We start from the raw sequence: 21,534 nt of genomic DNA on the forward strand, positions 1-21,534 counted from the left end.
GGCTCGCCTGAGGGCCGCCAGCGGTCGCGCGGACTTTGGATTTCCAGCACGGAATAGCCCAATTCCCGCAGCTGCCCGCTGACCTCGCGTTTTATGCGGCGCTGCGCATCACGTGTCATTAACCGATGACGTACCGAGGCAGGTGTCGGCCAGAGCGTTCGATTCGTTTTTCACCACTAACGGGGTCGGCAAAGGCACCTGCCGGGGCTTAGGTAAGTCTATGGTTTGTTCGTCCGGCGGCAGCATGAAAATCTATCCGAGCAGGGTATCGGAACCGCAGCGCGTGCTCGACAGCCAGATCGAGTCTTGGCGAGCGAGCACCCCCGCGGACGGGATCGTCATGGTTCTCGAGCATGAAGATCGTGTCTGGTTGATGGCCAAGCTGGCCCGCCAGGCTGGGCTGGTGGCGGGCAACCCCGATGGCTTTTCCATGATCCGGCGTTGGAACAATACGTCCTTTTGCAAGTTTGGATCGGCCAGCAAGGAGTAACGAAATGTCAGAATCGCGCGAATGGTTTGTGCAGTGGCTCAGGGATGCTCATGCCATGGAGGAGCAAGCCCAGACTATGCTCAACGGGCAGTTGAGCCGTATCGAAAATTATCCTGAGCTCAGCAGCCGAATCCGGCAGCACCTCGACGAGACGGTGCAGCAGGCCGCTCGGCTCAAGACCTGCCTCGACCGCATCGGGCAAGGGTCCTCCGCGCTGAAGGATGCCGGCGGCAAGCTAACGGCTATGGTGCAGTCGCTGAGCGGCATCTTCGCTGGCGACGAGGTCATGAAAGGATCGCTTGCGAGCTACACGTTCGAGCACATGGAGATTGCCTCCTATACAATTCTCATCGCCGCCGCTCGATCGCTGGGTGAGGCCGAGGTCGCACGCGTATGCGAGGAGAACCTGCGAGAAGAGGTCGCGATGGCGGACTGGTTGAAAGATCATCTCCCGTCTACGGCCGAGCAGTTCCTTGCGCGGGCCGATACGGAAAGCGAGAGCGCCAAGCGCTAGCCGTCAGGGCTTGCTCGCTACTTGGCCGCCGTAGCCGGCCCATCCCACGGGATACCCCGGCTCAGTCCGCTTGCAAACCCAGGGCGTCGTACCGGAAGGACACCTTGAGCTCTGAAACAGAGTCGCTCGAAAACAGGCTTCGGCAAGGATCCGCGTGGTCCGAACGTGAAGGTCGCTTCGGGTTCTGTTGCTGCGATGGAAAAGCAAGCCGGTCGCGGATCCGCCCTCGCCGGCGATGTAATCGGGCGGCTGTTGCGGGAAGCCAACAGGACGTCAAGGACCACATCACCCCACTTTCCCCGCGTGATCGAGCCAGGGTCGAGGACCGCGGCGCAGTGCATCGAGTATCGCGCCCTATCTCTGGTAGCTCCGACCCGCCATCACGAACGTCGTCTTCTCCGGCGTGCCCGACGGCGGCGCCCGCAAGAGGGGTGCCGTCCGACACGAGGTTGCCGATCTCGCTAAGCACTCGCAGATGTCGCGGAAAGGCGCTTCGGCAACGGCGCGCGGCCAGCCGCAATCGTCCTCACATGGACATTTTGACCGCGTCGGCACGGTTCCTTGCAGAGCAGTTTCGATAATCCGCCGATTCCCCCAGTCGAGAGATATGTGCGGCATCCAGCCACCGTTGAAGACGTCGCATCTTATCGGCAGCCCTGAGCCTACGAAAGTCCGATTTGAGGCGGACACGCCCCATGGACCGGAACGCATCCATGGACGCCTGCGGCATACTCCAGACCTCCCTCATTTCGCTTCGGCGATCTTGCTGAGGAAAGCTACCAAGCTCTGCTGCGGATTCTTATCGTCCCCAGCCACGACGTTGAGACCCCAGCGCCCGAGAACCGCTTCCTGAACCACGTTCGGGGCCGGCATGAACACGAATGACTTTGGACGGTCTCGCTCGTAACCGGACAGGCGCCAAGTCTGCCACAGACGATGCAGCAGTAGACGGATGTTCATATCGGACATGCTGTAACCGATGAACAGGATGGTGCGCCCCAGCGCATCGGCCCGGAACTTCACATCCAGCGGGGAATCGAAGGAAAGCCGGTCAAAATAGTCCGTCTCGGCCAACACTAGCGAAGTATCGTCATCAAAATCGCCATGGTATTTGACGATCTGGGTAAGGTCGCCGCCGGCTTTGGCGATGTCCTTCGCATTGGCTATTTTGACGAATGGGCGGCCATGTATCTCGAAAGCCGCTTCCAGGTTCCGGTCGTAGTTGGTGGTGTAGATAATCGGGAAGTCGAGCAACACGATGAGTTTGTGGATCTCCGATCGCCTCACCTTTTCCCGAGAAACACTCCACTCCCGGTCCATCCAGCTTCGCAGGGACCCTATACTGCCGTGCTTAAGGCGGTAGTACTCGGCAAGGGCCTGATAGCTGGCGTCAGGCATACCGACCATCTGCTCATCCAGGCCAAGCTCATTTGCCATGTGCTCGATGAGTTTTCTCCATGGTGGCAAGCCGACGCTCATCGACACTCCGGCGCCAACAAACAGCATGGCTCTCCGCTCCTTCAGTGATCCCGCAATTTGTTCGAACACCGACTCCATGCCAGCAAACTGGCGAATGCCTCTTCTGTTCCAACGATTGCTTCCGCGACCACAGGCAAGTCCGCAGTCGCTCGCCCGGACCGAAGCCGCAAAGGACGCGAAGAATAGAATTTTTCAGCCGGATAGCGTTTTCACCAACCTCAAGCGTTGGAGAGCGTTCGCGTCGACATCCTGCCGGCTCGGGCTGTTGCCGCGGCCATATGTCAGCTGGGATGACGCCGATATTGGGCTCGCTGACATTGTTCCTGCGCGCTCTCGCGCAGCTGGGAACCACTAGCAATCCGACTGTTCGGTCTCGTCAGCAGACCGATAGGTAGATCGATGGGCAAAAAGGCCAAGCAACGCACGGAGTCTCAGGCGGATCGGGAAAGGGCGATCGAGGCAAGCGGTTTTGCGCACAAGTGCGCCTCACCAAAGAAGAGGCACCGAAGATGCTGACTGGTGCCCGCATGAGCGGCTTCTCGGCACCGGACAATTCGCTGGGCTTTTCGCCCCCCTCCTCTTGGCCGGCCGCGCACGTTGATGACGCGACGTAGGCTTACCGAAGGCCAAAAAAGCTCAGTATCAATAATACGACGACCACCGCTCCAACGAGCCAAATGATATTATTCATGATCTGTCTCCTATTGCTTCCGAAAGCTCGTGCTTAGCTAATAGCTGATTGGAATGGGCCAGATGCTTGCGCTGCTTCTTCTTCGAGCTTCACAACCTTTTCCCTGATCTCCTCCGGGTCGGCATGCTCCAGCCCGACAACATCGTTTCTGGTTTCCTCAAGTGCAACGATGATCTCATCGAGTTTGGCGTGGATGGCGGCGGTGTCGCGATAGCCCTGTATCAGGACAACACCAGTAATCACGATGGCCGCGACCGACAGGCCATACGTAACCGTATTTGTCAGGCCAAAAGGTACCAGCGCTGTGCAAAGCACCATGGCTATGAGCATCACATAGAACCCGGGGGGCCGGGAAAGAAAGTCGGCCGCGACGAAAAGGAAGCGATTCATTCCAACCATTGTCCGCCAAAAGGCCAAGGCGAAGATAGCGCCGTGACCGCCACGCAGAAAGGCACTGCCAGGAGCATGCCCGCCTCTAGAAACCGGGTTTCTTTGTCGCTTAACATTAGGGTCGCCTCATACGCATCGTTGAAGATAGAGGGTTCGCACGCCTCTCGGCAGAAGCGAGCGAACCCTTATTAGCGCAGGAAGGAACGTAGCTGTGCCGATCTACAAGATTGTCAGCCAGCGATCGCGAGAAAAAGGTGACGGTCCCAAATAGCGGTGCGAGCAACCAGCGCGCCTCACCAACACTTCTATCCATCTGATTTCTCCGAACTTTCCGAGAAACAATAACCTTGGAAGCAAGCTGTTCCACACCACATCATGGGTAGGACCATTGCGTTTTACGCTCGGACTTAAGTCTTACCCTCTGCCCGACCGAAGCCTCAACCCGGGAACGTTTGACGTTGCCCCAAGTTCGGTTTGGAGGTCGGCGTTGGACGATGTCGTGGTCGCCGGCCGCAAGAGGAGAAAATCATGAGAATGCATCTTACGAGCGCCGCTGCGGCGTTGTTGCTCTTCGCTGGTGTCGGCGCGGTCGCGGCTCAGGACGTGATCATCACGCCTGAGCAGGACACGGTCATCCATGAGTATGTGAAGAAACAGCCTTTGGCATCGGTGAAGGTTCCCGGCGTGGAACTCAATATCGGCACAGCGCTGCCCGACACCGTCGAGCTGCATGAAGTGCCCGACGTCAAATACCGCTATGTCGTGATCGACAACCGGACAGTTCTGGTGGATCCAGGCACTCGCAAGATTATCAAGGTCTATGACTGACCAACCTTTCGGCTGAAGCCCGTCGCCTATGTGGCGGCGGGCTGCCAGCTGAGGCTCGGCGGGCACCACACCGAAGAACAACATGAAGTTAGGCCAGATCATCGCGAATGCCTTGACCGCCGCTCTGGTTGTGTGGCTGCTGGCGATCGCGTTGTTACTATTCGGCCGACCGCTTTGGCCCGAGACTAAAGCCCGGATGGTCATCCTTATGCCGGTTGATGCCATGACAACGACCTCAGTGGAGATCGACACGCATCCCAATTTGCCAGAGACTTTTGATGTCAAGCTGGCGCTGCCGCGACCCGAACTGCAATAGCGGCAGGCACAGACTGGCGTTTCAGCTAGCGCAACCCCTGCATGATAGCGTCGACGACTACGCCAATTTCCTAATCAATCTCTTGGCCGGGAATGCCTTGGGTTTCCGCCGCCCGTTTCGCGTCCACAGTCATATCGATTACCAGCAGCACCGGGTCGATGATCGGATCGTCCTGTAAATGGTCCGATATCCAATGATAGAGAAAGTCACTGCTGCGCTTGCTCATTCTTCCCTGAGGCCTGCTTCGTTCAAGACGATGATTTCGCCGTCGACAATGGAGTTCTCGGCGCCGAGGCTCTTGGCCTCTTTCAGGTCGCAATATTTCGCCGTCCAGTGGTGGCCGTTGCGCGTATAGATCCTGGTGCCGTCTTCGTCGATGATGAGCTGCGATCGGTAGCCGTCGAACTTGACCTCGTGAATCCAGCCGTCTCCCTCCGGAGGTTTCTTCACCAGGGTCGGCATCAACGGCTCGACGAACTTTAAACGCATGCCAGACTCGCAAAACCCTCGATTCAATTAGCCTGCGCCAATAGTTCCGGAACATTTTAGACGAATTGCATGTTTGAAGAGTTATGAAGATCGAAGCCGACGAATGCCGGGCAGCGCTGGTGCTGATCCGGCGCACTATCGAGGAACACTGCCCGCCCGGCGTGCTGCCCATCGAGAGATGATCCACGGTCTCTACGGTCCGGAACTGATCCATGAGGCGGAAGCGCTGGCGGATGCCATCGTCGCAACTATCGATCAGATGCAATTGCGCGTTATGGTGAAACCGCCTTCCCCCAGTACGAAATAGTGGGCCGACACAGGGAAGATCACCAGCGCGCGTTTCCGCCGGCCGCCATCCTACGCCGCCAACGCGTGCCGCGCGTCCACCGAGGCGGAAGCGAACGATGCCTTGAAGAAGCTTCCAGATTGCAAGAAGTGACTGCGTGTGTCGTTTGCTCGAAGCGCGTCAACAATCGCCCTGTCTTGCCCTCGCCAGTGCCATACACTGATGCGCCATACCGCGGGAAAGACCTTCCTGCTTGTCCAGCCAAGGCCCGAAATGACCATGCGGCAATGATGCCTTTGCCTCCAGCGACTGGCGCCCGATCGCCAGCTTGCGATCTTCGGAGAGCCGAGCACCAGTTGATCGACCCTTTGCGGCCTCGCTCGCTCGGATGCGCTTGTCGACGTGGGGCGCCGACCTGCCGCTGCCGCGCCAGCATGTAAATCATGCCCGCGAGCGCATGGCCCTGGTGAACGATGCCGCGGAGCTCGTTGGCAAGCGCCATCATTGGCATTGGCCCGAGCGGGATGAGATCGAACATATCGAGCAGCGCCGTGGTGTGTTGCTCGACTAGGTCGGGACAGGCGCGCAGCAGGTCAGAGATGGCCACAAGCGAGGTTTCGTCTATCAGGGCGTTGTTGCCCCGCCCTTCAGCCAGGATGCACATAGGCGCGCATGCTCGACGCCGTGGCGATCGATGATCCGCCGGATCGTGGCGACGGCTCGGGTCTCTCCTGGAAGCGGGTAGGCCAATTTGCTGACAATCCGGACATTGAATTCCTGGCACAGCCGCTTTCACGCGAGGGGTCGACGACCATGCCGGAGGGGATATCGCGAGGAAGGGGTCTGTTCGTGCCAGCATGCCGCGCCTCGGTTGGGAGCACGTGGCGGATATTGCATAAGTCGCGGCTTATAGGCAAGTCATCGGATTTCAAGGTAGCGATCGGCGAGATCGTGATCACCCACGTCAGCCAGGATGAATGTGATCGCCGTCTCTCACGATGATGCGAACGTAGAGGTTCACGCGTATGCTGCGATACGCTTTAGGCCATCTCATCCTCGCCTCGGACGCGTTGAGCCGTTACGTCGATGGACAGATCATTGAGTTTATGGCGGGCAATACATGCATTGAAAAGAACGGCGCGGCGACGATCCCGTTGGCTTGGACGCGCTTATCGCCTGGCCAATATCAGTTGATCGCTAGATGGTCTGAGAAAGCATGGGATTCCCCAACAGCTGAAATTCGTCAATAAAATCGCTCTCCGAAGCTGCCATTCCGCTCCCGGCATCGCGAGATAATCGGCGACGATCTCGTCATTCTGCTCGTCGGTCCAGTCACCGGCCATGGATGCCTTAGACAATTGCGGAGTGGGAGAGGGCCCGCTTCATGTCAGCAACTGTGTCGGCACGCCGAGCGCCGGCCCGGCCTCGCCGAGCCGCGGGTCGAGCGTGTGCACCGTGGCGCCATGCTCCGATGCAATGGCGAGATGCAGCGCATCGCCGGCCCGAAGCCCAAGCATATGCTGATCGGCAAACTTCGCTGCGGTCCGGAATTGCTCGCCCGTCACGCCGAGCACGGTGAAGCTCTCGATGACTAGCTTGTTGAACATGGCGAGCGCCCCAGCGCGCTGTTCCAGGCTGATCTGGCTGGTCCGCAGCTTTATCGCCATGGCCGAAGACATCTCGGTGAGGGTCCAGTCGCTGATCAGAAGCTGCGCCGCATCCTGCTCCGCCAGCCAAGTCTGGACGCGCGGCGTCATCGCTTCATTGGAGAGCGCCGCGACGATCAGCGACGTGTCGAGATAAAGCATCAGTAGCGGTCGCCGTCCCGCATCGCGCGCACCAGATCAGCAGCGCTTTCAGTCTGCGGCGGCACAATCGCCGTCAGAGACCGGAGCAGGGCAGCGTCGATTGGTTTGCGAGGATTGGAAACGGCGGTGAGCCGAGCAACCGGCTTGCCGCGCCGAGTGATGTCGATTGAATGGCCTGCCTCGACCCGGTCGACCAACTCGCTCAGATGGGCCTTGGCTTCTGCCAGATTGATCACATCCATGACATTCTCCTGACCATGTAGGTGGTCATATAGCGTGTTCAACTTAAGAATTCCAGAGCGAACTCCCGGCGCGCAAGCGGCTGGGTTGGCTTGCCGCTTCCGTGGACTCGGGCGCACCCGGTTTGTATCGAGCGACAATGCATAGAGGGCAGTTCAGCTTGTTCTTGATTGTTGCGTGCATCACGTAGCTCTCCGTTTTCAGCCTGATCAAAAAATGTTTTCACCTAAGGAACATCGCAGGCTCCTCGAAGTTGGGTAGGCACGGAGGAACGTGCCATGAACAGTGTCATCTATCTTATCGGTCTCATCGTTGTCGTGCTCGCGGTCCTCTCCTTCCTCGGTTTTCACTAGGTGACCCATGCAGCGTGATAATGATGAGGGCGGACAGCCCACTGATTTCGACAAGGCGAAAAGCGACGTTTCCGAGAGGCTTCGCGAAGAATCCGAGAGGCTTCGCGAAGAAAAAGAACGTGCCAGCGAGTTGCTTCACGACGCGCGGGACGAGGTGAGCCGCAAGGCTGGCGATTACGCAAAAGAAGCCGCGCATGTCATCTCCGACAAGGCACAGGAGGCGCAGCGCGACATCGGATCGAGCTTGGCGGCGTTGGGTGGCGCGTTGCGCGCGGCGAGCGATCACCTGGCCAACAACGATGAAAGGAACGCATCGAAATTCGCGTTGGATGCCGCCGGCGGCTTGGAGCGGCTTTCATCTTCCTTGAAACAAAAGCCTTTTGGCCATGTCCTGGAGGACGTGCAGTCCTTCGGCCGACAAAATCCCGGTGTCCTGCTTGCGGGATCCGTGTTGGCCGGTTTGGCTCTCGGGCGGTTCATCAAAGCTTCTCCACCGGCAGGCCCTGAAGCCTCTCAAAGCGCTCCGGGAGACGCCAAGTCACACACGGATGAGGCATCGGATTGGTCTGCCGATAGGTCCCAAGATTTTGGCCTCGTCGGCAATGATCCGGCCACGCAGAACGCGGAGCAAGACAGATGAACACTCAAGACAATCCTAGTCTTGCCACGCTGGTCACCGACTTGACCCAGCACATCACCACCCTGGTGCAGACCGAAGCCAAGCTTTTTCGGGCGGAGCTTTCTGAGAAGCTTACCAAAGCCGGATCGGGTGCCGGTGAAGTGCTGGGTGGCGCGATTTGCCTCCTCGCGGCGCTTTTGGTGCTGCTGCAAGCACTCGTCATCGCCTTGACACAAGCAGGGCTTGGCGCAGGGTGGTCTTCCCTGCTCGTCGGTGTGGTCGTGGCCGTCTTGGGAGTCATCCTGCTGCGGACCGGGCTGGCTAGCATGGCACCTTCCGAGCTTACGCCCGACCGGACCCAGGAACAGCTCAAGCGTGATGCAAACGTGATCAAGGGACAAGTCAGATGAATAAGAAATCCGCAGCCGAACTTGAGCGCGAGGCCGAGGCGGCACGCGCCAGGGTCGTGGAGACCGCTGAATCCATTCGGGGCAGGATGACGCCTGGACAACTGCTGGACGAATTCACCGGCCTGTTCACCGGAGGACAAAGTTCGGCCATGCTCAGCAACCTCAGAACGCAAGTCAGGGACAACCCCTTGCCGGTCACTATGGTGGGCGCAGGCCTAGCTTGGCTGATGCTCGGCAGCGGCCCCTCAAATGGCACGCGTGACGCTGCCGGCTACACAGCGCCTGGCCGGCGTGACAGCGAGCAGAGTCGCGGCTTGGGCAGTGCACTCTCCGATGCAGCTGAAACGGTCTCGTCGGCCGCAAGCAATGTCGGCGATACGGTGTCGAGCGCGGCGAGCGTCGCTACCGAGATGCTGGCGAGGAACGCGGCCGGTGCAAGATCGACCACCGGTGACATGGCGGCGAACGCCAGCCGCTCTGCGCAAGAGTTGTTGGCGGAGCAGCCCTTGGCCATAGCGGCCCTTGGCCTGGCCATAGGCGCCGCTATAGGGGCCATGCTGCCCCATACCGCAGCGGAGGACGAGCGACTGGGCGGCTATGGGGACACACTTCGCGATACTGCCGAATCCGTGCTCAACAGAGGCCTCGATGAGGCCAAACAGGTTGCAGCCGATGCATACGACACCATCAAGCAGGAAGCTGGCCGGCAACATATGGACGCGGGCACAACGGCCAATCAGCTTGGAGAAATCGTGAAGTCCACAGCAGACAAGACCGAGCATGCCGTGCGTGAACGGATTTCCGATCCTTCGCAGGAAAAATCTTAGCTGGCGGTGAGCCGTACCACATGACCTGCGTCAGCTGTTTCTGGAACATCCTCGTCTGGACGGCGTTTCCTTTTCGAACTTCTAAATCAAGGAGAACCGCGTCATGGATTGGAACCGCGTGGAAGGAAACTGGAAACAAATGAAAGGCAAGGTCAAAGAGCAGTGGGGCAAGCTCACCGATGACGACCTTGACCGGATTGCAGGCAAGCGCGATCAGCTGGAAGGCACGATTCAGGAGCGGTACGGTATCGAGAAGGATCGTGTGCGGCGCGACATTGACGACTGGTATGGTCGGCAAGATTGGTAGTCGTGCCGTACGGCCATCTTAGCCCTTGAGCTCAGAAGCATCTCGGTCCCGCGCGGTAGCGTCGGCGGCAGGCGCAAGTCGGCGCGTGGCGCGGATGGAAAGTGCGGCAATGCGGAAAGGCGACAGCCCGCCGGGGTAGTGTGTTTGTAGCAGAGGTTCGCCCAGTAGCAGAAGATCTCTTACGCCAAGCCGAGCAACGTGACACCGCGAGTCCGCATGACAGACGTGCCGGCGCGGTACCCGTTTCAAAGCTTCACGGACGCCTCCCGCGCCCAGAGCGCAGCTGGCGGCATGCCTGCACAAATGGATCGAGTACCGGCCCCATGCGCGCCGTACCCGCAGGCATGAACCACCCATTCCGGACTGCGTTCGTGGTCGAAGTGAAAATCTTTTCGCGAAAATAAGCCTCATAAGCGAGGGTCCGGGCTCCCCGAGTCAATGTATTTGGTCGTCGGAGAGGCCCAGAGGCCCAGATCGTCATCCAGGTGCCAGTCCATGTGGACCAGCACCCGCATGCCAAGTCCGCCAAATCCTGCTGCGAAATGACTAGAACGGAGCAACGAAATCAATAGTTTGGATCGCGGCGGCGTTTCTCTCTCCCGCTACCAAAATTCTCTTAAGAGAATCGTGACGTTACGCGAGCAGAGGCCCTTCTCTGCGTGCTCAGTGGGGGGCTTTCATTTTCGGTTAAGCCAACGATCGGCTTTGCCACGGCTCGCCTTCGCGAGGGTTCCGGTTCAGAGCGCAGTGTCAGGCATAATTTGGCAATCCCGACACCGGCCCGCTGCTCTCCCCCGAAGTAGCGGGCTTTGGTGCTTGCCGCTAGCTCGGCTTGCCGCCCAGTTCGCGGAAGACTTTACACCAAAATCGACAATCCGAGCTGCGACCCTCCAAATGGGCAGTCAATGCGCGGTACGCAACAGCAGTCGCCGCGTCCACCAGGAAGAGAAGATGTTGGCATGACCGCAACCTGTCGACCCGCGCGCGGGTCGTGGTCCAATTTAAGGCCGCAAGGTTCAACTTGTGCGAATTGTGTTCGCCCTGCCGCGATTAATCTTCGTCAAACGCGATCTGGCCTCGACCACGCGCCGTTGCGCGGCCCGTATTCTGTTGCAGAGAGCGATATTGATGCGGCGCCGCAAGTCTTCATCCAGCATCTCGTTCGCATTTTCGAGGGCAAGCTCCTCTCGGTTAAGCCGCTGTCGGGCTCGCGCCAGTTCCATATCCAAAAGTTCCATTATTCCGCGTCCATTGCGGTCCCTTCGATTGGTAAACCGCTTGTGATCGGCTTTGGTTCCCCGCTGTTCGTGAGGACCTGGACGGCCCTGGGCCTACTAGGCGCGACTTCGCCTCCTGCGCTCACTACTGCGGGCATTTCGCCGAGCAAGTCTAAGTTCAGCAAGGGTTGGTCTCCACCAGCCTCTGAAGCGTTCGGTCGGCCCGGCGGCTGACCGAGCAGGCCATGTGCTCACAAGTTCGGCCAGGGTTGCCGAACGCCACCTGCCCCAAACGAAGTCGCCGCTCGCAGGTGTGGCATGGGGATAGAAGGTGGCTGCGTCTGATAGCTCAACGAGTTCACCGGAAATTTCAGTGAAGACGACTATCCCGTACTGCACGGTTGCGACAGCACGGCCCAAGGTAGGCAGATCCTGAACTGGCAACGGATAGCGATGGCGCCGGCGTTCACCAGCCCGCTGTTGTGCGGCTCTATGGGCTTCCGTGTTTCTGGTGGCCGCAAGCCGCCGTTTCCTTTCCTCCGGTTCGGCGTATTGCGCAGCCTGTTCGATGTTTGGCCATCGACGCCGGAGCGCTTCATATGAGCGGAATGGAACTCGCCAGGCCCGCAACTCATCGTCCCAACTCGCCCACGGCACGGCACGCAGTTCTTCTAGCACCGTCCTGGAATAGGGCGTGCGAATGCGCAGGTCGTCCGCGATTTCCAGATACTGGCTCGATATTGGGTCGAAGGCGAAGGCATCTCGTCCCTTGCTATCGTCATGGGGCGCCCGCAACGCCGCCTCCTGCTCCAGCCAGCGGTCGATCCGGCGGGCCGCGGTCTTGCCGGGCACGAACCAGCTCTTGCGCTCGTCGCTCCATCTGGCACGCGGAAAAGCTTTCTGAAACCGCTCGACCGCCATTCGATCGTATGCAAAGCCGGCTTCGGCACCAATTGCATCCTGTTTGTGCGGCGCAGGACGAGCGTTGGAGTCCGTCATTGTAAATCAACCGAGTTCGCTGCATGGAACGCGGCGCCGGGCCAAAGGTTCATCAGCCCCTGGCAAGCGCGCAGGAATATGGCACCTGAACGAAGCCAATGCTTAAGACGTGTGCTGTGAAACTTTCCCCACGCTCGGCAGTTTAAGCAGGGTCCGAGAGGATCAAGGATGTCGAAATCAGACGAGAGAGCGGCTGAAGGCGAGCGGCCGAAAAAGGCTCGTTCGCGTCCCATAAAAGGCGAGGACGCAGAGGTGAGGCATGTCATCGAGACACATGATCTATCACCAGCGCAGGCGCGGGAGTTGATACGTCGCTATGGAAATGACTGGCGAAAGATTGACGAGGCCGCCAAGTCCTACAAAGACCACTGAGGATCAACAGCTAAGTCTTTCTTGCTCACCAAGAGTTTATTGAGACTCGGATGATCCGCATCGCAACCTTCAACTTGAACGGCGTGAACGGTCGCCTGCCCGTGCTCATCAAGTGGCTGGGTCAGACTGACTATGACATCGTGTGCCTTCAGGAATTGAAGACCTCGGACGAGAAATTTCCCGCCGAAGCCATCAGGAACGCAGGTTACGGCGCAATCTGGCACGGGCAAAAGTCCTACAATGGTGTGGCCATACTCGCCCGGGGGAGGGAGCCGGTGGAACGTCGACGCGGCCTGCCGGGCGATCCCGACGATACCCACAGTCGGTATATCGAGACCGAGGTGGATGGGATTGTGGTCGGCTGCCTCTATCTGCCCAACGGCAATCCAGCGCCCGGCCCGAAATTCGACTATAAGCTGCGCTGGTTCGACCGTCTGATCAGCTACGGCCAGCTACTGCTCAGGGAAGGTGCAACAAGCGTTCTTTGCGGCGACTACAATGTCGTGCCAACGCCCATCGATGCCGTGGCACCAAGACGTTGGCTAGGCGACGCAGTCTACTTTCCGGAGAGCCGACAAGCCTACGCTGAAATGCTTGGTAACGGCTGGATCGATGCCATTCGCCGTATCCATCCGGAGAAAGGCATCTACACCTATTGGAACTTCTCCTACCGGGGCGGTTATGATCGGAGTTCCGGCCTCCGGATGGACCATCTTCTCGTCAGCCCATCACTTGCCATCAGGCTGCGGGATGCCGGCGTCGACGCTGACTTGCGAGGTTGGGAAAAGCCGAGCGATCATGCGCCAGCCTGGATAGAACTTGACCTCTCCGGCCAGGTTGCGGGTCATGTCAATCGTGAGGCTGGATGATCGTCGCTCCCGGAAGCGAAGCATTTCTTTGACATCGCGGCGTGGACCACGGCCATCCGGCAAAAGGAACAAAGTGCGGGGCCGCTAGTTGAGATTTGTTGAGACCAGAGCGGAGGCGTCCTCACTGCTCTATCTGGCCCCCTACAATCCAGCGCGAGGATAGCCGTGGGTATTCTTGAGAGCGTGAAGAAGGCGGCCGAGTTGGCGACGGGTATTGGCCGACCGAGAACGCAAGAACTCGCCGAACTGGTGAGGTTGAAGAAACCACTCGAATTTCGGTTCAAGGACGATGGCCTCGTGCCGAACCATCCGTTCTGGCCATTTGTCGTCTATCGTGGCGCCGTGAAGCCGATGGAGCAATTCGACTTCGCGGCCGTGCTGGAAGAGCTTTTCGAGGCGAATGGCTGGCGTGACAGCTGGCGTGACGGCATCTATCACTACGTTCATTACCATTCCCGCATACACGAGGTGCTTGGGGTTGCGCGCGGTACCGGCAGGGTTCGGTTCGGAGGCAAAAGGGGCCGGGTATTATCCTTGAAGGCCGGCGACGTGGCCGTTCTACCGGCCGGCACCGGACACCAATGCCTCCGCGAAAGTGATGACTTCCTGGTGGTCGGTGCTTATCCGGCATCGGGCACTTATGACGAATGCACGACAGCCCAGGAACATGAGCGGGCATTGCGAACGATTCCCAGGGTTGCCCGTCCCCGGAAGGATCCGGTCTATGGGAGCAAAGGCCCGCTGCTGTCAGTATGGCCGAAATGACGACAAAGTGCGAACGTTGAGACGCGCGAGCGACGCTCCGCAGGCGCCGCGTTGACAATTTCCGGGCCAGCGGCCCTGCCGCGCATGCACATTCGTGATCTTGCACCCGCGGTTGCGGAAGTACTGCGTGCGCCTTTTGCATGTCACCGCACGGCGACCCAGGAACTAGAGCCCGGGTGACAACGTTTTGACGGCAGCAAACGCCGCCTTGATGTCTTCCGAGACGAGCGGCGTGCATTAGTCAGGCAAAAGGAGAGACTTACATGTTTCGCAATCTTTTAGCCACGACGGCGCTTGCGATGCTGACCGCCACGGGCGTTTATGCGCAGCAGGCGACGACGCCGAAACCCGCGCAGGCACCCGTTACGGAGGCGCCGGGTTCACGGGTAACGCGCGCTGATGGCAGCTTGGTAACCAACATCATCGGTGAAACAGTCTACAATGGAACGGGCGATGATGCCGAAAACATCGGCAAGGTTAGCGATGTGGTCTTTGACACGAATGGTCAGGCGAAGTCCGCCGTTATTGGCGTCGGTGGCTTCCTTGGGCTCGGCACCAAGGAAGTTGCTTTCGATTATGGCAAGCTTCAATGGGCCGAGAAGAACGGCGATCGTTGGCTCGTCGCCCAGACGACCAAGGATGAGCTGAAGGGCCAGCCAGACTTCGACCGTGTGGCTTTGGAGCCTGCCGCGGAGAACAAAACTCCGCCTTCGACGTCGACCGATACGACGCAGACCGTGCCGGCGGCTATGCCAGTTCTTGCGAGCGCCATCATAGGGAAAACCGTCTACAATGGCACCGGCAACGACGCCCAGAACATCGGCGATGTGAACGATATTGTTCTAGCCAAGGACGGCAAGGCGAAGTCGCTCATTCTCGGAGTCGGTGGCTTCCTCGGGATTGGCGAAAAGGACGTTGCCTACGATTTCGAGAAGGTACAGTGGGCTGAAAAGAACGGGTCGCGCTGGGTGGTCGCACAGACCACGAAGGAAGAGTTGGAGTCGCAGCCAGCTTTCGACCGCAAGGCCTATGACCCCGCGCCGGCGACCACCGCATCCAATGAAGTTGCGCCGGCCCCTACCGCTACGGTGCCGGCAGCGCCGTCCAGCGACTCCGCGCAGAAAGCGCCGGCGCCCGCCGACCAGACCACAACCGGGTCTATCGACAAATCGACGTTGACCGAAACGCCGATAGGACAGATTCGGGCCGAAGATTTCGTTGGAACGACCGTTTACGGGGCCAATGACGTCAATGTGGGCGAGATCGGCGACGTCGTGCTGAATGGCGACAAGACGGTCGATGCGGTCATCATCGACGTCGGTGGTTTTCTCGGTGTCGGCGAGAAAGAGGTGGCGGTCGGCATGGACAATCTCAAGTTCATGACCGACAAGAACGGCAGGCGTTACCTGTACACGACGTTCACAAAGGAGCAGCTCGAGGCTCAAGCGGCCTATGACAAAGGCACCTATGTGCAAAAACGCAGCGAACAGCGCATGATCTTGCGCTAACCCGTCAAAGCCCGCATCGGCAACGATGCGGGCTTTTTTGTCATATCAGAAGTTCGACAAAACCCGGCCGGGCAAGTCCCGCGAAGCAACCAAGGGTCTGGCGGCGCGTTGAGTTCGGGAACTTCATCGAGGGACAGAACCTTCAAGGGAGATGGCGAGATGGCCGACGACAAGAGCAAGCGGGATTTTCGCGATAGAGACAGGCTGGCGGGCGACGAGGAGTATGAGGTTGGTTATTTCGCCAGCAAGTTCGGCCTCACCATCCCGCAGGTCCGCGAACTTGTCGCCAAGCATGGGAATGACCGTGAAACACTTGAGCGCGAGGCAAGGGCGCTTGGCACGCGATAGCGCGAGACCAGCAGGCCAAGGCAGGTCGCTCCCGTTATGAATCGGATCGCCCGCGCCGGGTTGGCCGCGTGCATTTTTGGGAGGTTCTTCTGATGTCCGTCCAATGTCGCGTTTCGGTCGACGATAGCCAATTCATCGACAATGTTACATTTGAGGTGGTGCCACGTATCGGCGAGAGCATTTCAATGTCGCTCCACGGAGCCCACACCAATCTGCGCGTTTTGCGGGTATTGCACTTGCCCGAAGGTGAATCCCCCGACGGTTCACTCATTGTCCTGGAACTCACCAGCAAAATTCTCTGATCGTGTCAGGGGTCGAGGCTCGCGTTCGCGATTCAGATTGTCATCAACCTGCCGCTCTGCTTCCTGCTTGGCGAATCCCATACCGCTCCCGGATACGCCCAGCAGTGGGTCGCGATTGCCCGTCGATTCGATCAGGATCATCGTCAGTGAGGTCGCCTCATTGCTCCTTGGCTTTGATCATCCCATAGGTTCGAGCGGCGGTGAATTACCCGTGAGGCCAAGCCCGCCGCCAGCCGATGCGATCCAACCTTCAACGGGTCAGGACGAGAGCCTCCTCGTCGTCGCGCTGCTTGCCCCCGAACGCTGCTGCAACGCTCGCTATGAAGGCACCGATAGCCATCGACAATGCGCCTATAAGCGCGAAGGATGCAGTGGCTTTCCTTGCGGTATCGGCCGCCTGTTTGGCCTTGACCTTGGCGTCGTCGACCTTGGCGATCACCGCATCCACTCGGGTCTTCGCATCGGCGTCCGACAGGCCTGTGCGGGCGGCGACGAGTTGCGCCAGATAGGCCTTGTCTTCGGGCGATACCTCGCCATTTGCCGCCCCCGCTAACAAGATGCGCGTTGCCTGTTCCGTAGCGGTGGCGACGTTCTGTTCATTGGCGGGCGCTGCGGCAGGGTTCGCCGACCGGAATAGAGAATCTACAAAATAGCCAGTCCAGATGCCAGAAGATGGGGCATCCGTCCTGGCCGCATTGACGGCTGCCGTCGTTGCCCCCATCGCGGCGCCTGACGCCACGGAGGATGCAGCCTGCACACCCGTGCCCAGCGCCGCCGAAAGAGCCGAGCCGAGCACGCCGGCAACAAGCAACGTTGCCAGCGCCCACGCAAGGAAACCGTGTGCGGTGTCACGAAAATAGACCTCGTCGGTGTGGACATTTACCCACTTGGTGCGCAGCCGGCCGGTCAGATAGCCGCCTACGCCAGCTGATAGCCATTGAACGATGACAAGCCAGGCAGCCGCCGAAACCGCGAAGGTCGTGGTCGAAGCGCTCGATCCAGTCCAGGGCGAAACCATGGTCAGTCCTAGACCGGAGCCGACCAGCATCAGAATAACCGTCAGTGTCGAGGCCGCGAAAGCGCCCGCGACGATCGGCCCCCAGCTGACGGCCGATGAGGATGACTCAGTGACCGGCGTGATGTCTCTCGATGAAAGCACGGTTGCCATTTTCACCCCCTACCGCGCAAAAAGCATAATCAGAATGATGATTGGGATCGGAACCCCGAGCAACCAAAGCAAGATACCTCGGCCCATATCAACCTCCTTTAAGGTGCTGAGACGAAGTAACAATTCTCCATGAAGGCTTTCGTTCCAGAGCTACCGCATTATGTGGCAACTCTCCTGGAGTTCCCGATGCGGGACTGGTCAGGCACGGAACTTACTCGACTGGCGGCAAGCCGTGCGTTGTCGTGGAAGTTACCCTTCGATACGCGCGGAGTTTACCGCGCCTCCGTCGCGCCGCCTTTCGAGAGCCTTGGCTGAGCCTGTGATTGTTCTGGTGGGCAACAAGACTCAATCGTTTGGGAAAGTTTCGAGGACTTGAGGCTATTGAGGACCTTAGGCATGACAAAAAGCTGCCCGGCGCGCCATTGTTGGGATGTTCCGCCGTTGGCTGACATACGAATTTGAGAAGCGGCCAGAGGAACACAACAAGAGGGAACAGTTTCACGCTGGCTGGCGTTAGTTGGCGGGCGCAAGAAAAACCCGCCTGCCATGGTCGCCACTCCCCTGAGCTAACTCACAAGGCTTTCGGCCGTTTCGGAGCATCAAGATGCTGTCTGATCCGACCGTGCTGATTTTGATGGGCATTCGATCCTATGTCGCGGGCGGCCAACCTTCACAGTCCAGCGAGTTCGGCGCCCCAACGTCAGTCACGGAGAGGCTGAGCCGCGCGCGCCTCGATCAAGGTCTTTCGTGCTGCCGGGCCCGTCCAGCGGACCGTCAAGCGAGATCTGTCCAACCGTGAATAGCCCGAGCTCGCTGTATCTCCTGGCTCGGCGCAGGGTCATGTCGTCGATCAGCCCCTCGCGCACCGTATTGATCGGAGCATTGAGAACAGAATGGGGCATGCACCCCTCCCGCGCAGCGGGTTCATTCTTCGGCCCTTTCAAGACATTTGGATAGATGACAGCCATAATGGCGACAAGATAGCCACACGGAGCAACATCCAGTTAAAGCTGCGACCTTAGCCTGCTGGCAAGCCAGTCCGTCATCTTTTCGCGCAACGAACGCGCTTGCCATTCTTCCAGACTGATCTGCCTGGATCGCTGCAAATCCTGGTTGAACAAGTCGATTTGAGTCTTTGCGAAATCCTTGCCGTATACATTCAACGTGGCTTCGTCGTTCAGACGTAAGGAGCGCTCGTCCAAATTGACTGAACCAAAGCTCGACCAGACATCGTCAACGATCAAGAGTTTGGGATGGTACATGGTGGGCTGAAACTCAAATATCCGAACGCCGGCTTGGAGCAACGCGCCCCAGAAGTAGCGCGAGCCATGTCGAGTCAACGGCACGTCCGTTAGCGAATTGGGTACGAGGACATCAACGGATACGCCCCGATCCCTGGCCTCCAAGATCTGCTGAAGGGCGATGTCATCCGGCACGAAATACGCCATCCCGATACGCAAGTGGCCTTGAGCAGCAGCTATCGCTGTCAACATCATCAGTTCCACATCCTGCGAGCCATTCGGCTGCGAAGATAGGATCAGCTGCGCGTCAAGCTCTCCTGCTGGTTCGGGTGCAGGATAGAACTTCTCACCCTGCAAACTCTCCCCCGTGGTCTCGAGCCAGTTTTGCGCGAACGCTGCTTGGAAGGCTGGCACCGCCATTCCTTCAATTCGATAGTGCGTGTCGCGCCATTCATCCGGATTGCGTGCGTTTCCGCGCCAGTTGTCGGCGATGCCGACACCCCCGGTGAATGCGACGCGTCCATCCACGATCAGCAGCCTGCGGTGGGTCCGATTGTTGACCCGGTCAAGCGTGTACCAGTGGATGGGTCGATAACGCTCGAATGTCACGCCGGCTCTTGTCATGATCTGGATCAGGTCTTCATCGAACGGAAGACTGCCGACCCAGTCGACCAGAACCCGAACCTCAACGCCCTCTTTTGCTTTGGCCGCCAGGGACGTCGCGAACTCATAGCCGACAGCACCCGACCAGTAGATATAGGTTTCGATATCGATGGTTGAATGAGCCACTCGGATGGCTTGCAGCATCGAAGGAAAAATCTCGTCTCCGTTGACCAGGGTTTGCACGGCGTTGGAACTAAACAGCTGTCCTTGCGAGAAACTGCTCATCGTCTTGGCAAATTGGGGATCCGCAGAGTCAAAACGGTGAGGCACGATCGATCGCAAAACGCGCGGTTGGGGGGCGAGATTTATGACCAGGATCGTGAGCAAGCTGGTGGTGACAGCAATTGCCGCGTAGGTGAGCCCTGTGCGCAAACACCCAGACTTGCGAGCTTTCGCGCTTGCTGGCTGAGCCAGGAGACCGGAAGGCCGCACTTCAGTCACTCTTTTGCTTACGAACGTGGCTACCGGAGGCCATCAGCACAAAAGGTGCTGCGGTACGGGAAATCATCGCTCGAATTGGGGTGAGCATGCTCGCGATCGAAAATTGCTTTCTTCAAGAACTTACAACGGGCATCCAGGTTCCCTGGCATCGCCTCAGATCAGCAAGATCGAGAGAAGCCGGTATTTCCATCCGAAGATGGAGCAATAGAAGCTCGTGTGCGGCAACTACTGTCAGTAAGCTCAATGACAGCATTGGGCGACATGAAGTGGGCGACTGTCAAAATCAGGCGATGGGAGCAGACGAACCTAGGCGCTTAACCGACAAGCCTCGACTGTAGCGACAACATAGATTTGCCGTTGGTTTTTCTTGCGATTCATTCAGAGGACTTCTACCGCAAGCCCTGACCCGGATCAGCCATCGCGGCCGAGGCGCGCTTGCCCCCCATTGCATTGATGTGCGTCAATGCCGCCGTGTGCCTCGCAGATATCGTCAGCTAACGGCTATGAGTGCTCGCCCGCCGATCAGTCACAACGCCTTCCTCATCCGCAACAGTGGCACGCCCGCTCCGCCTCGGTTGTCGACGACTTCTTCAACCGCCTCAAAGCCGCAGGCCCGATAGAGCGGTTCGCCGGCCATTGTTGCCATAAGCTCGACACTTGTGAAGCCCTCGCCGCGGGCGGCATCCTCCACAGCGTGAGGATTAGACGCCCCACGCCTCGGCGAATGAAGCTGGGATGCGTATACATGGCACGCACGCGCGCAGCGTCTTTCGTCGGGTCAAGCAGCGCTGCATCGCGCCCGGGCGAACGGTCGCCGCCGTAGAGAGTTGCGCGCCGACTCCATCCGCCGCAACCGGCCAAGATGCCATTTTGCTCCACAATGAAATATGTTCCATCATCGACGAGTTGCGTATCGAGCCCCAGGATTGCTCGGCTCGAAATGATTTGCTCCTCTGTGAGGAACGGCTTTTGAAGCTCGCCGATGGCTGCATTCATCAGCACAGCCAGCGCCGGCATATCGGCACGTGTCGCCAATCGATGGTCTAGGCTGATCCTCGGCATCTCGGCAGGTCCAGTGCAAACCGCTATGAAGTTAGCACAGATCGTCAAGATGATGGGGAAAAGCTAAGGCATGGCCGGGGTCGAAGCCTCGCCCTTCACCGCCGCTCGCGCCGACGTTGGCCCGGAGCTTACCAATTTGAGGAACCCTCTGCCAGTTTCCCGGTTATGAAACCGAAGGGGCATTGCCGCCTGAGACAGGAGATGAGAATGAAACGGCTTCTTTTCGCATCAGTCATAATGGCGTTATCTACCGGCCTTGCCTTAGCGCAGTCGAGCGCCACAACCAGCGGATCGTCTGCGACAACGACGACCACCACAACGGTGCCAAGTGCCAGTGATCCGGCCCCTGACTCTACAACAACGAGCGGGACCAATCCAAACTCGGCGAAGGACTGCGCGCCTGGTCAACAGGCCGGCAGTGCGAAACAAGCGGCTCCCGGACAGCAGGACACTGACGCCAAAACAGCTGCCCCTGGCCAGATGAAGACCACGACCGAAGGGTGCTAAGCTCACCTCGTCAGCACAAATTAAA

General features: G+C 58.9%; 29 protein-coding genes and 1 pseudogene. 14 read left to right on the forward strand and 16 right to left on the reverse strand.

Annotated elements, in window-relative coordinates; genetic code table 11:
• The first annotated feature begins 244 nt into the window (after window positions 1-244).
• Window positions 245-490: a hypothetical protein gene (locus NKG99_RS22295; protein ID WP_352870773.1), complete on the forward strand. Its 246-nt coding sequence runs from the start codon at window positions 245-247 to the stop codon at window positions 488-490.
• Between the two features lie 4 nt (window positions 491-494).
• Window positions 495-1,004: a ferritin-like domain-containing protein gene (locus tag NKG99_RS22300; protein ID WP_352870774.1), complete on the forward strand. Its 510-nt coding sequence runs from the start codon at window positions 495-497 to the stop codon at window positions 1,002-1,004.
• Window positions 1,005-1,748: 744 nt separating this feature from the next.
• On the opposite strand, the gene NKG99_RS22305 is transcribed toward NKG99_RS22300, so the two are convergent.
• Window positions 1,749-2,561, reverse strand: a complete 813-nt coding sequence (locus NKG99_RS22305; RefSeq protein WP_352870775.1) for an SIR2 family NAD-dependent protein deacylase — start codon at window positions 2,559-2,561, stop codon at window positions 1,749-1,751.
• A 646-nt stretch (window positions 2,562-3,207) separates the two neighbouring features.
• Window positions 3,208-3,564, reverse strand: coding sequence for a low affinity iron permease family protein (locus tag NKG99_RS22310; protein ID WP_352870776.1), 357 nt, complete (start codon window positions 3,562-3,564; stop codon window positions 3,208-3,210).
• 528 nt (window positions 3,565-4,092) lie between these two features.
• On the opposite strand from NKG99_RS22310, the gene NKG99_RS22315 reads away from it, so the two are divergent.
• On the forward strand, window positions 4,093-4,392 hold the full coding sequence (locus tag NKG99_RS22315; RefSeq protein WP_352870777.1) for a DUF1236 domain-containing protein: 300 nt from the start codon (window positions 4,093-4,095) through the stop codon (window positions 4,390-4,392).
• 82 nt (window positions 4,393-4,474) lie between these two features.
• Window positions 4,475-4,708 (forward strand): polymerase, encoded by a 234-nt coding sequence (locus NKG99_RS22320; RefSeq protein ID WP_352870778.1) that lies wholly within the window; start codon window positions 4,475-4,477, stop codon window positions 4,706-4,708.
• Between the two features lie 70 nt (window positions 4,709-4,778).
• On the opposite strand, the gene NKG99_RS22325 is transcribed toward NKG99_RS22320, so the two are convergent.
• The 3 genes from NKG99_RS22325 to NKG99_RS22335 all read right to left on the reverse strand — a co-directional run bounded on the left by NKG99_RS22325 (window position 4,779) and on the right by NKG99_RS22335 (window position 5,873).
• Complete coding sequence (locus NKG99_RS22325) at window positions 4,779-4,934, reverse strand: hypothetical protein (RefSeq protein WP_352870779.1); 156 nt, start codon at window positions 4,932-4,934, stop codon at window positions 4,779-4,781.
• Complete coding sequence (locus NKG99_RS22330) at window positions 4,931-5,197, reverse strand: ATP-dependent DNA ligase (RefSeq protein WP_352870780.1); 267 nt, start codon at window positions 5,195-5,197, stop codon at window positions 4,931-4,933. Before NKG99_RS22330 ends, NKG99_RS22325 begins: the two co-directional genes overlap by 4 nt.
• A 466-nt stretch (window positions 5,198-5,663) precedes the next feature.
• Window positions 5,664-5,873, reverse strand: a complete 210-nt coding sequence (locus tag NKG99_RS22335; RefSeq protein WP_352870831.1) for a DUF3102 domain-containing protein — start codon at window positions 5,871-5,873, stop codon at window positions 5,664-5,666.
• Window positions 5,874-5,877: 4 nt separating this feature from the next.
• On the opposite strand from NKG99_RS22335, the gene NKG99_RS22340 reads away from it, so the two are divergent.
• Both NKG99_RS22340 and NKG99_RS22345 read left to right on the forward strand, forming a co-directional pair.
• Complete coding sequence (locus tag NKG99_RS22340) at window positions 5,878-6,054, forward strand: hypothetical protein (protein WP_352870781.1); 177 nt, start codon at window positions 5,878-5,880, stop codon at window positions 6,052-6,054.
• A gap of 101 nt (window positions 6,055-6,155) precedes the next feature.
• Complete coding sequence (locus tag NKG99_RS22345; RefSeq protein ID WP_352870782.1) at window positions 6,156-6,485, forward strand: hypothetical protein; 330 nt, start codon at window positions 6,156-6,158, stop codon at window positions 6,483-6,485.
• Window positions 6,486-6,865: 380 nt separating this feature from the next.
• On the opposite strand, the gene NKG99_RS22350 is transcribed toward NKG99_RS22345, so the two are convergent.
• Together NKG99_RS22350 and NKG99_RS22355 are read right to left on the reverse strand one after the other, a co-directional pair.
• A complete protein-coding gene (locus NKG99_RS22350) occupies window positions 6,866-7,291 on the reverse strand; it encodes a type II toxin-antitoxin system VapC family toxin (protein WP_352870783.1) in 426 nt (141 codons plus the stop codon).
• A complete protein-coding gene (locus NKG99_RS22355; RefSeq protein WP_352870784.1) occupies window positions 7,291-7,533 on the reverse strand; it encodes a type II toxin-antitoxin system Phd/YefM family antitoxin in 243 nt (80 codons plus the stop codon). The genes NKG99_RS22350 and NKG99_RS22355 overlap by 1 nt, the downstream gene beginning before the upstream one ends.
• A 358-nt stretch (window positions 7,534-7,891) precedes the next feature.
• Between NKG99_RS22355 and NKG99_RS22360 the strand changes: the two genes are divergently transcribed.
• The 4 genes from NKG99_RS22360 to NKG99_RS22375 all read left to right on the forward strand — a co-directional run bounded on the left by NKG99_RS22360 (window position 7,892) and on the right by NKG99_RS22375 (window position 10,047).
• Window positions 7,892-8,524, forward strand: coding sequence for a hypothetical protein (locus NKG99_RS22360; protein WP_352870785.1), 633 nt, complete (start codon window positions 7,892-7,894; stop codon window positions 8,522-8,524).
• A complete protein-coding gene (locus NKG99_RS22365; protein WP_352870786.1) occupies window positions 8,521-8,913 on the forward strand; it encodes a phage holin family protein in 393 nt (130 codons plus the stop codon). Before NKG99_RS22360 ends, NKG99_RS22365 begins: the two co-directional genes overlap by 4 nt.
• 86 nt (window positions 8,914-8,999) lie before the next feature.
• Window positions 9,000-9,740: a hypothetical protein gene (locus NKG99_RS22370; protein WP_352870787.1), complete on the forward strand. Its 741-nt coding sequence runs from the start codon at window positions 9,000-9,002 to the stop codon at window positions 9,738-9,740.
• 103 nt (window positions 9,741-9,843) lie between these two features.
• A complete protein-coding gene (locus NKG99_RS22375; RefSeq protein WP_352870788.1) occupies window positions 9,844-10,047 on the forward strand; it encodes a CsbD family protein in 204 nt (67 codons plus the stop codon).
• Window positions 10,048-10,367: 320 nt separating this feature from the next.
• Here the strand turns inward: NKG99_RS22375 and NKG99_RS35985 are convergent.
• The 4 genes and pseudogenes from NKG99_RS35985 to NKG99_RS22385 all read right to left on the reverse strand — a co-directional run.
• A pseudogene (locus NKG99_RS35985) lies at window positions 10,368-10,448 on the reverse strand (catalase); the annotation flags it as partial.
• A gap of 421 nt (window positions 10,449-10,869) precedes the next feature.
• Window positions 10,870-10,986 carry a Y4oE-related protein gene (locus tag NKG99_RS35990; RefSeq protein ID WP_502911013.1) on the reverse strand — a complete coding sequence of 39 codons (117 nt, stop codon included), beginning with the start codon at window positions 10,984-10,986 and terminating at the stop codon, window positions 10,870-10,872.
• Window positions 10,987-11,063: 77 nt separating this feature from the next.
• Entirely contained in the window at window positions 11,064-11,285 is a 222-nt protein-coding gene (locus tag NKG99_RS22380) for a hypothetical protein (RefSeq protein WP_352870789.1), read from the reverse strand.
• 96 nt (window positions 11,286-11,381) lie between these two features.
• Complete coding sequence (locus tag NKG99_RS22385) at window positions 11,382-12,263, reverse strand: hypothetical protein (protein ID WP_352870790.1); 882 nt, start codon at window positions 12,261-12,263, stop codon at window positions 11,382-11,384.
• A 422-nt stretch (window positions 12,264-12,685) separates the two neighbouring features.
• Here NKG99_RS22385 and xth point away from each other — a divergent pair, with 422 nt between their 5' ends.
• From xth to NKG99_RS22405, 4 genes are all read left to right on the forward strand, one after another.
• A complete protein-coding gene (gene xth, locus NKG99_RS22390) occupies window positions 12,686-13,504 on the forward strand; it encodes an exodeoxyribonuclease III (RefSeq protein ID WP_352870791.1) in 819 nt (272 codons plus the stop codon).
• Window positions 13,505-13,669: 165 nt separating this feature from the next.
• Entirely contained in the window at window positions 13,670-14,269 is a 600-nt protein-coding gene (locus NKG99_RS22395) for a cupin domain-containing protein (protein ID WP_502911010.1), read from the forward strand.
• Between the two features lie 263 nt (window positions 14,270-14,532).
• Window positions 14,533-15,777, forward strand: coding sequence for a PRC-barrel domain-containing protein (locus NKG99_RS22400; protein ID WP_352870793.1), 1,245 nt, complete (start codon window positions 14,533-14,535; stop codon window positions 15,775-15,777).
• A gap of 159 nt (window positions 15,778-15,936) precedes the next feature.
• Window positions 15,937-16,125, forward strand: a complete 189-nt coding sequence (locus NKG99_RS22405) for a DUF3606 domain-containing protein (RefSeq protein WP_352870794.1) — start codon at window positions 15,937-15,939, stop codon at window positions 16,123-16,125.
• A 263-nt stretch (window positions 16,126-16,388) separates the two neighbouring features.
• Here NKG99_RS22405 and NKG99_RS22410 read toward each other — a convergent pair whose 3' ends face one another.
• The 5 genes from NKG99_RS22410 to NKG99_RS22430 form a co-directional block, all read right to left on the reverse strand.
• Window positions 16,389-16,568: a hypothetical protein gene (locus tag NKG99_RS22410; protein ID WP_352870795.1), complete on the reverse strand. Its 180-nt coding sequence runs from the start codon at window positions 16,566-16,568 to the stop codon at window positions 16,389-16,391.
• Window positions 16,569-16,677: 109 nt separating this feature from the next.
• A complete protein-coding gene (locus NKG99_RS22415) occupies window positions 16,678-17,595 on the reverse strand; it encodes a hypothetical protein (RefSeq protein WP_352870796.1) in 918 nt (305 codons plus the stop codon).
• 704 nt (window positions 17,596-18,299) lie between these two features.
• Window positions 18,300-18,497, reverse strand: a complete 198-nt coding sequence (locus NKG99_RS22420; RefSeq protein ID WP_352870797.1) for a hypothetical protein — start codon at window positions 18,495-18,497, stop codon at window positions 18,300-18,302.
• A 102-nt stretch (window positions 18,498-18,599) separates the two neighbouring features.
• Complete coding sequence (locus NKG99_RS22425) at window positions 18,600-19,940, reverse strand: phospholipase D-like domain-containing protein (protein WP_352870798.1); 1,341 nt, start codon at window positions 19,938-19,940, stop codon at window positions 18,600-18,602.
• Window positions 19,941-20,480: 540 nt separating this feature from the next.
• On the reverse strand, window positions 20,481-21,002 hold the full coding sequence (locus tag NKG99_RS22430; protein WP_352870799.1) for a GNAT family N-acetyltransferase: 522 nt from the start codon (window positions 21,000-21,002) through the stop codon (window positions 20,481-20,483).
• Window positions 21,003-21,534: the final 532 nt, after the last annotated feature.

The sequence above is a fragment of the Mesorhizobium sp. M1409 genome, from assembly GCF_040317535.1.
Taxonomy (GTDB): Bacteria; Pseudomonadota; Alphaproteobacteria; order Rhizobiales; family Rhizobiaceae; genus Mesorhizobium.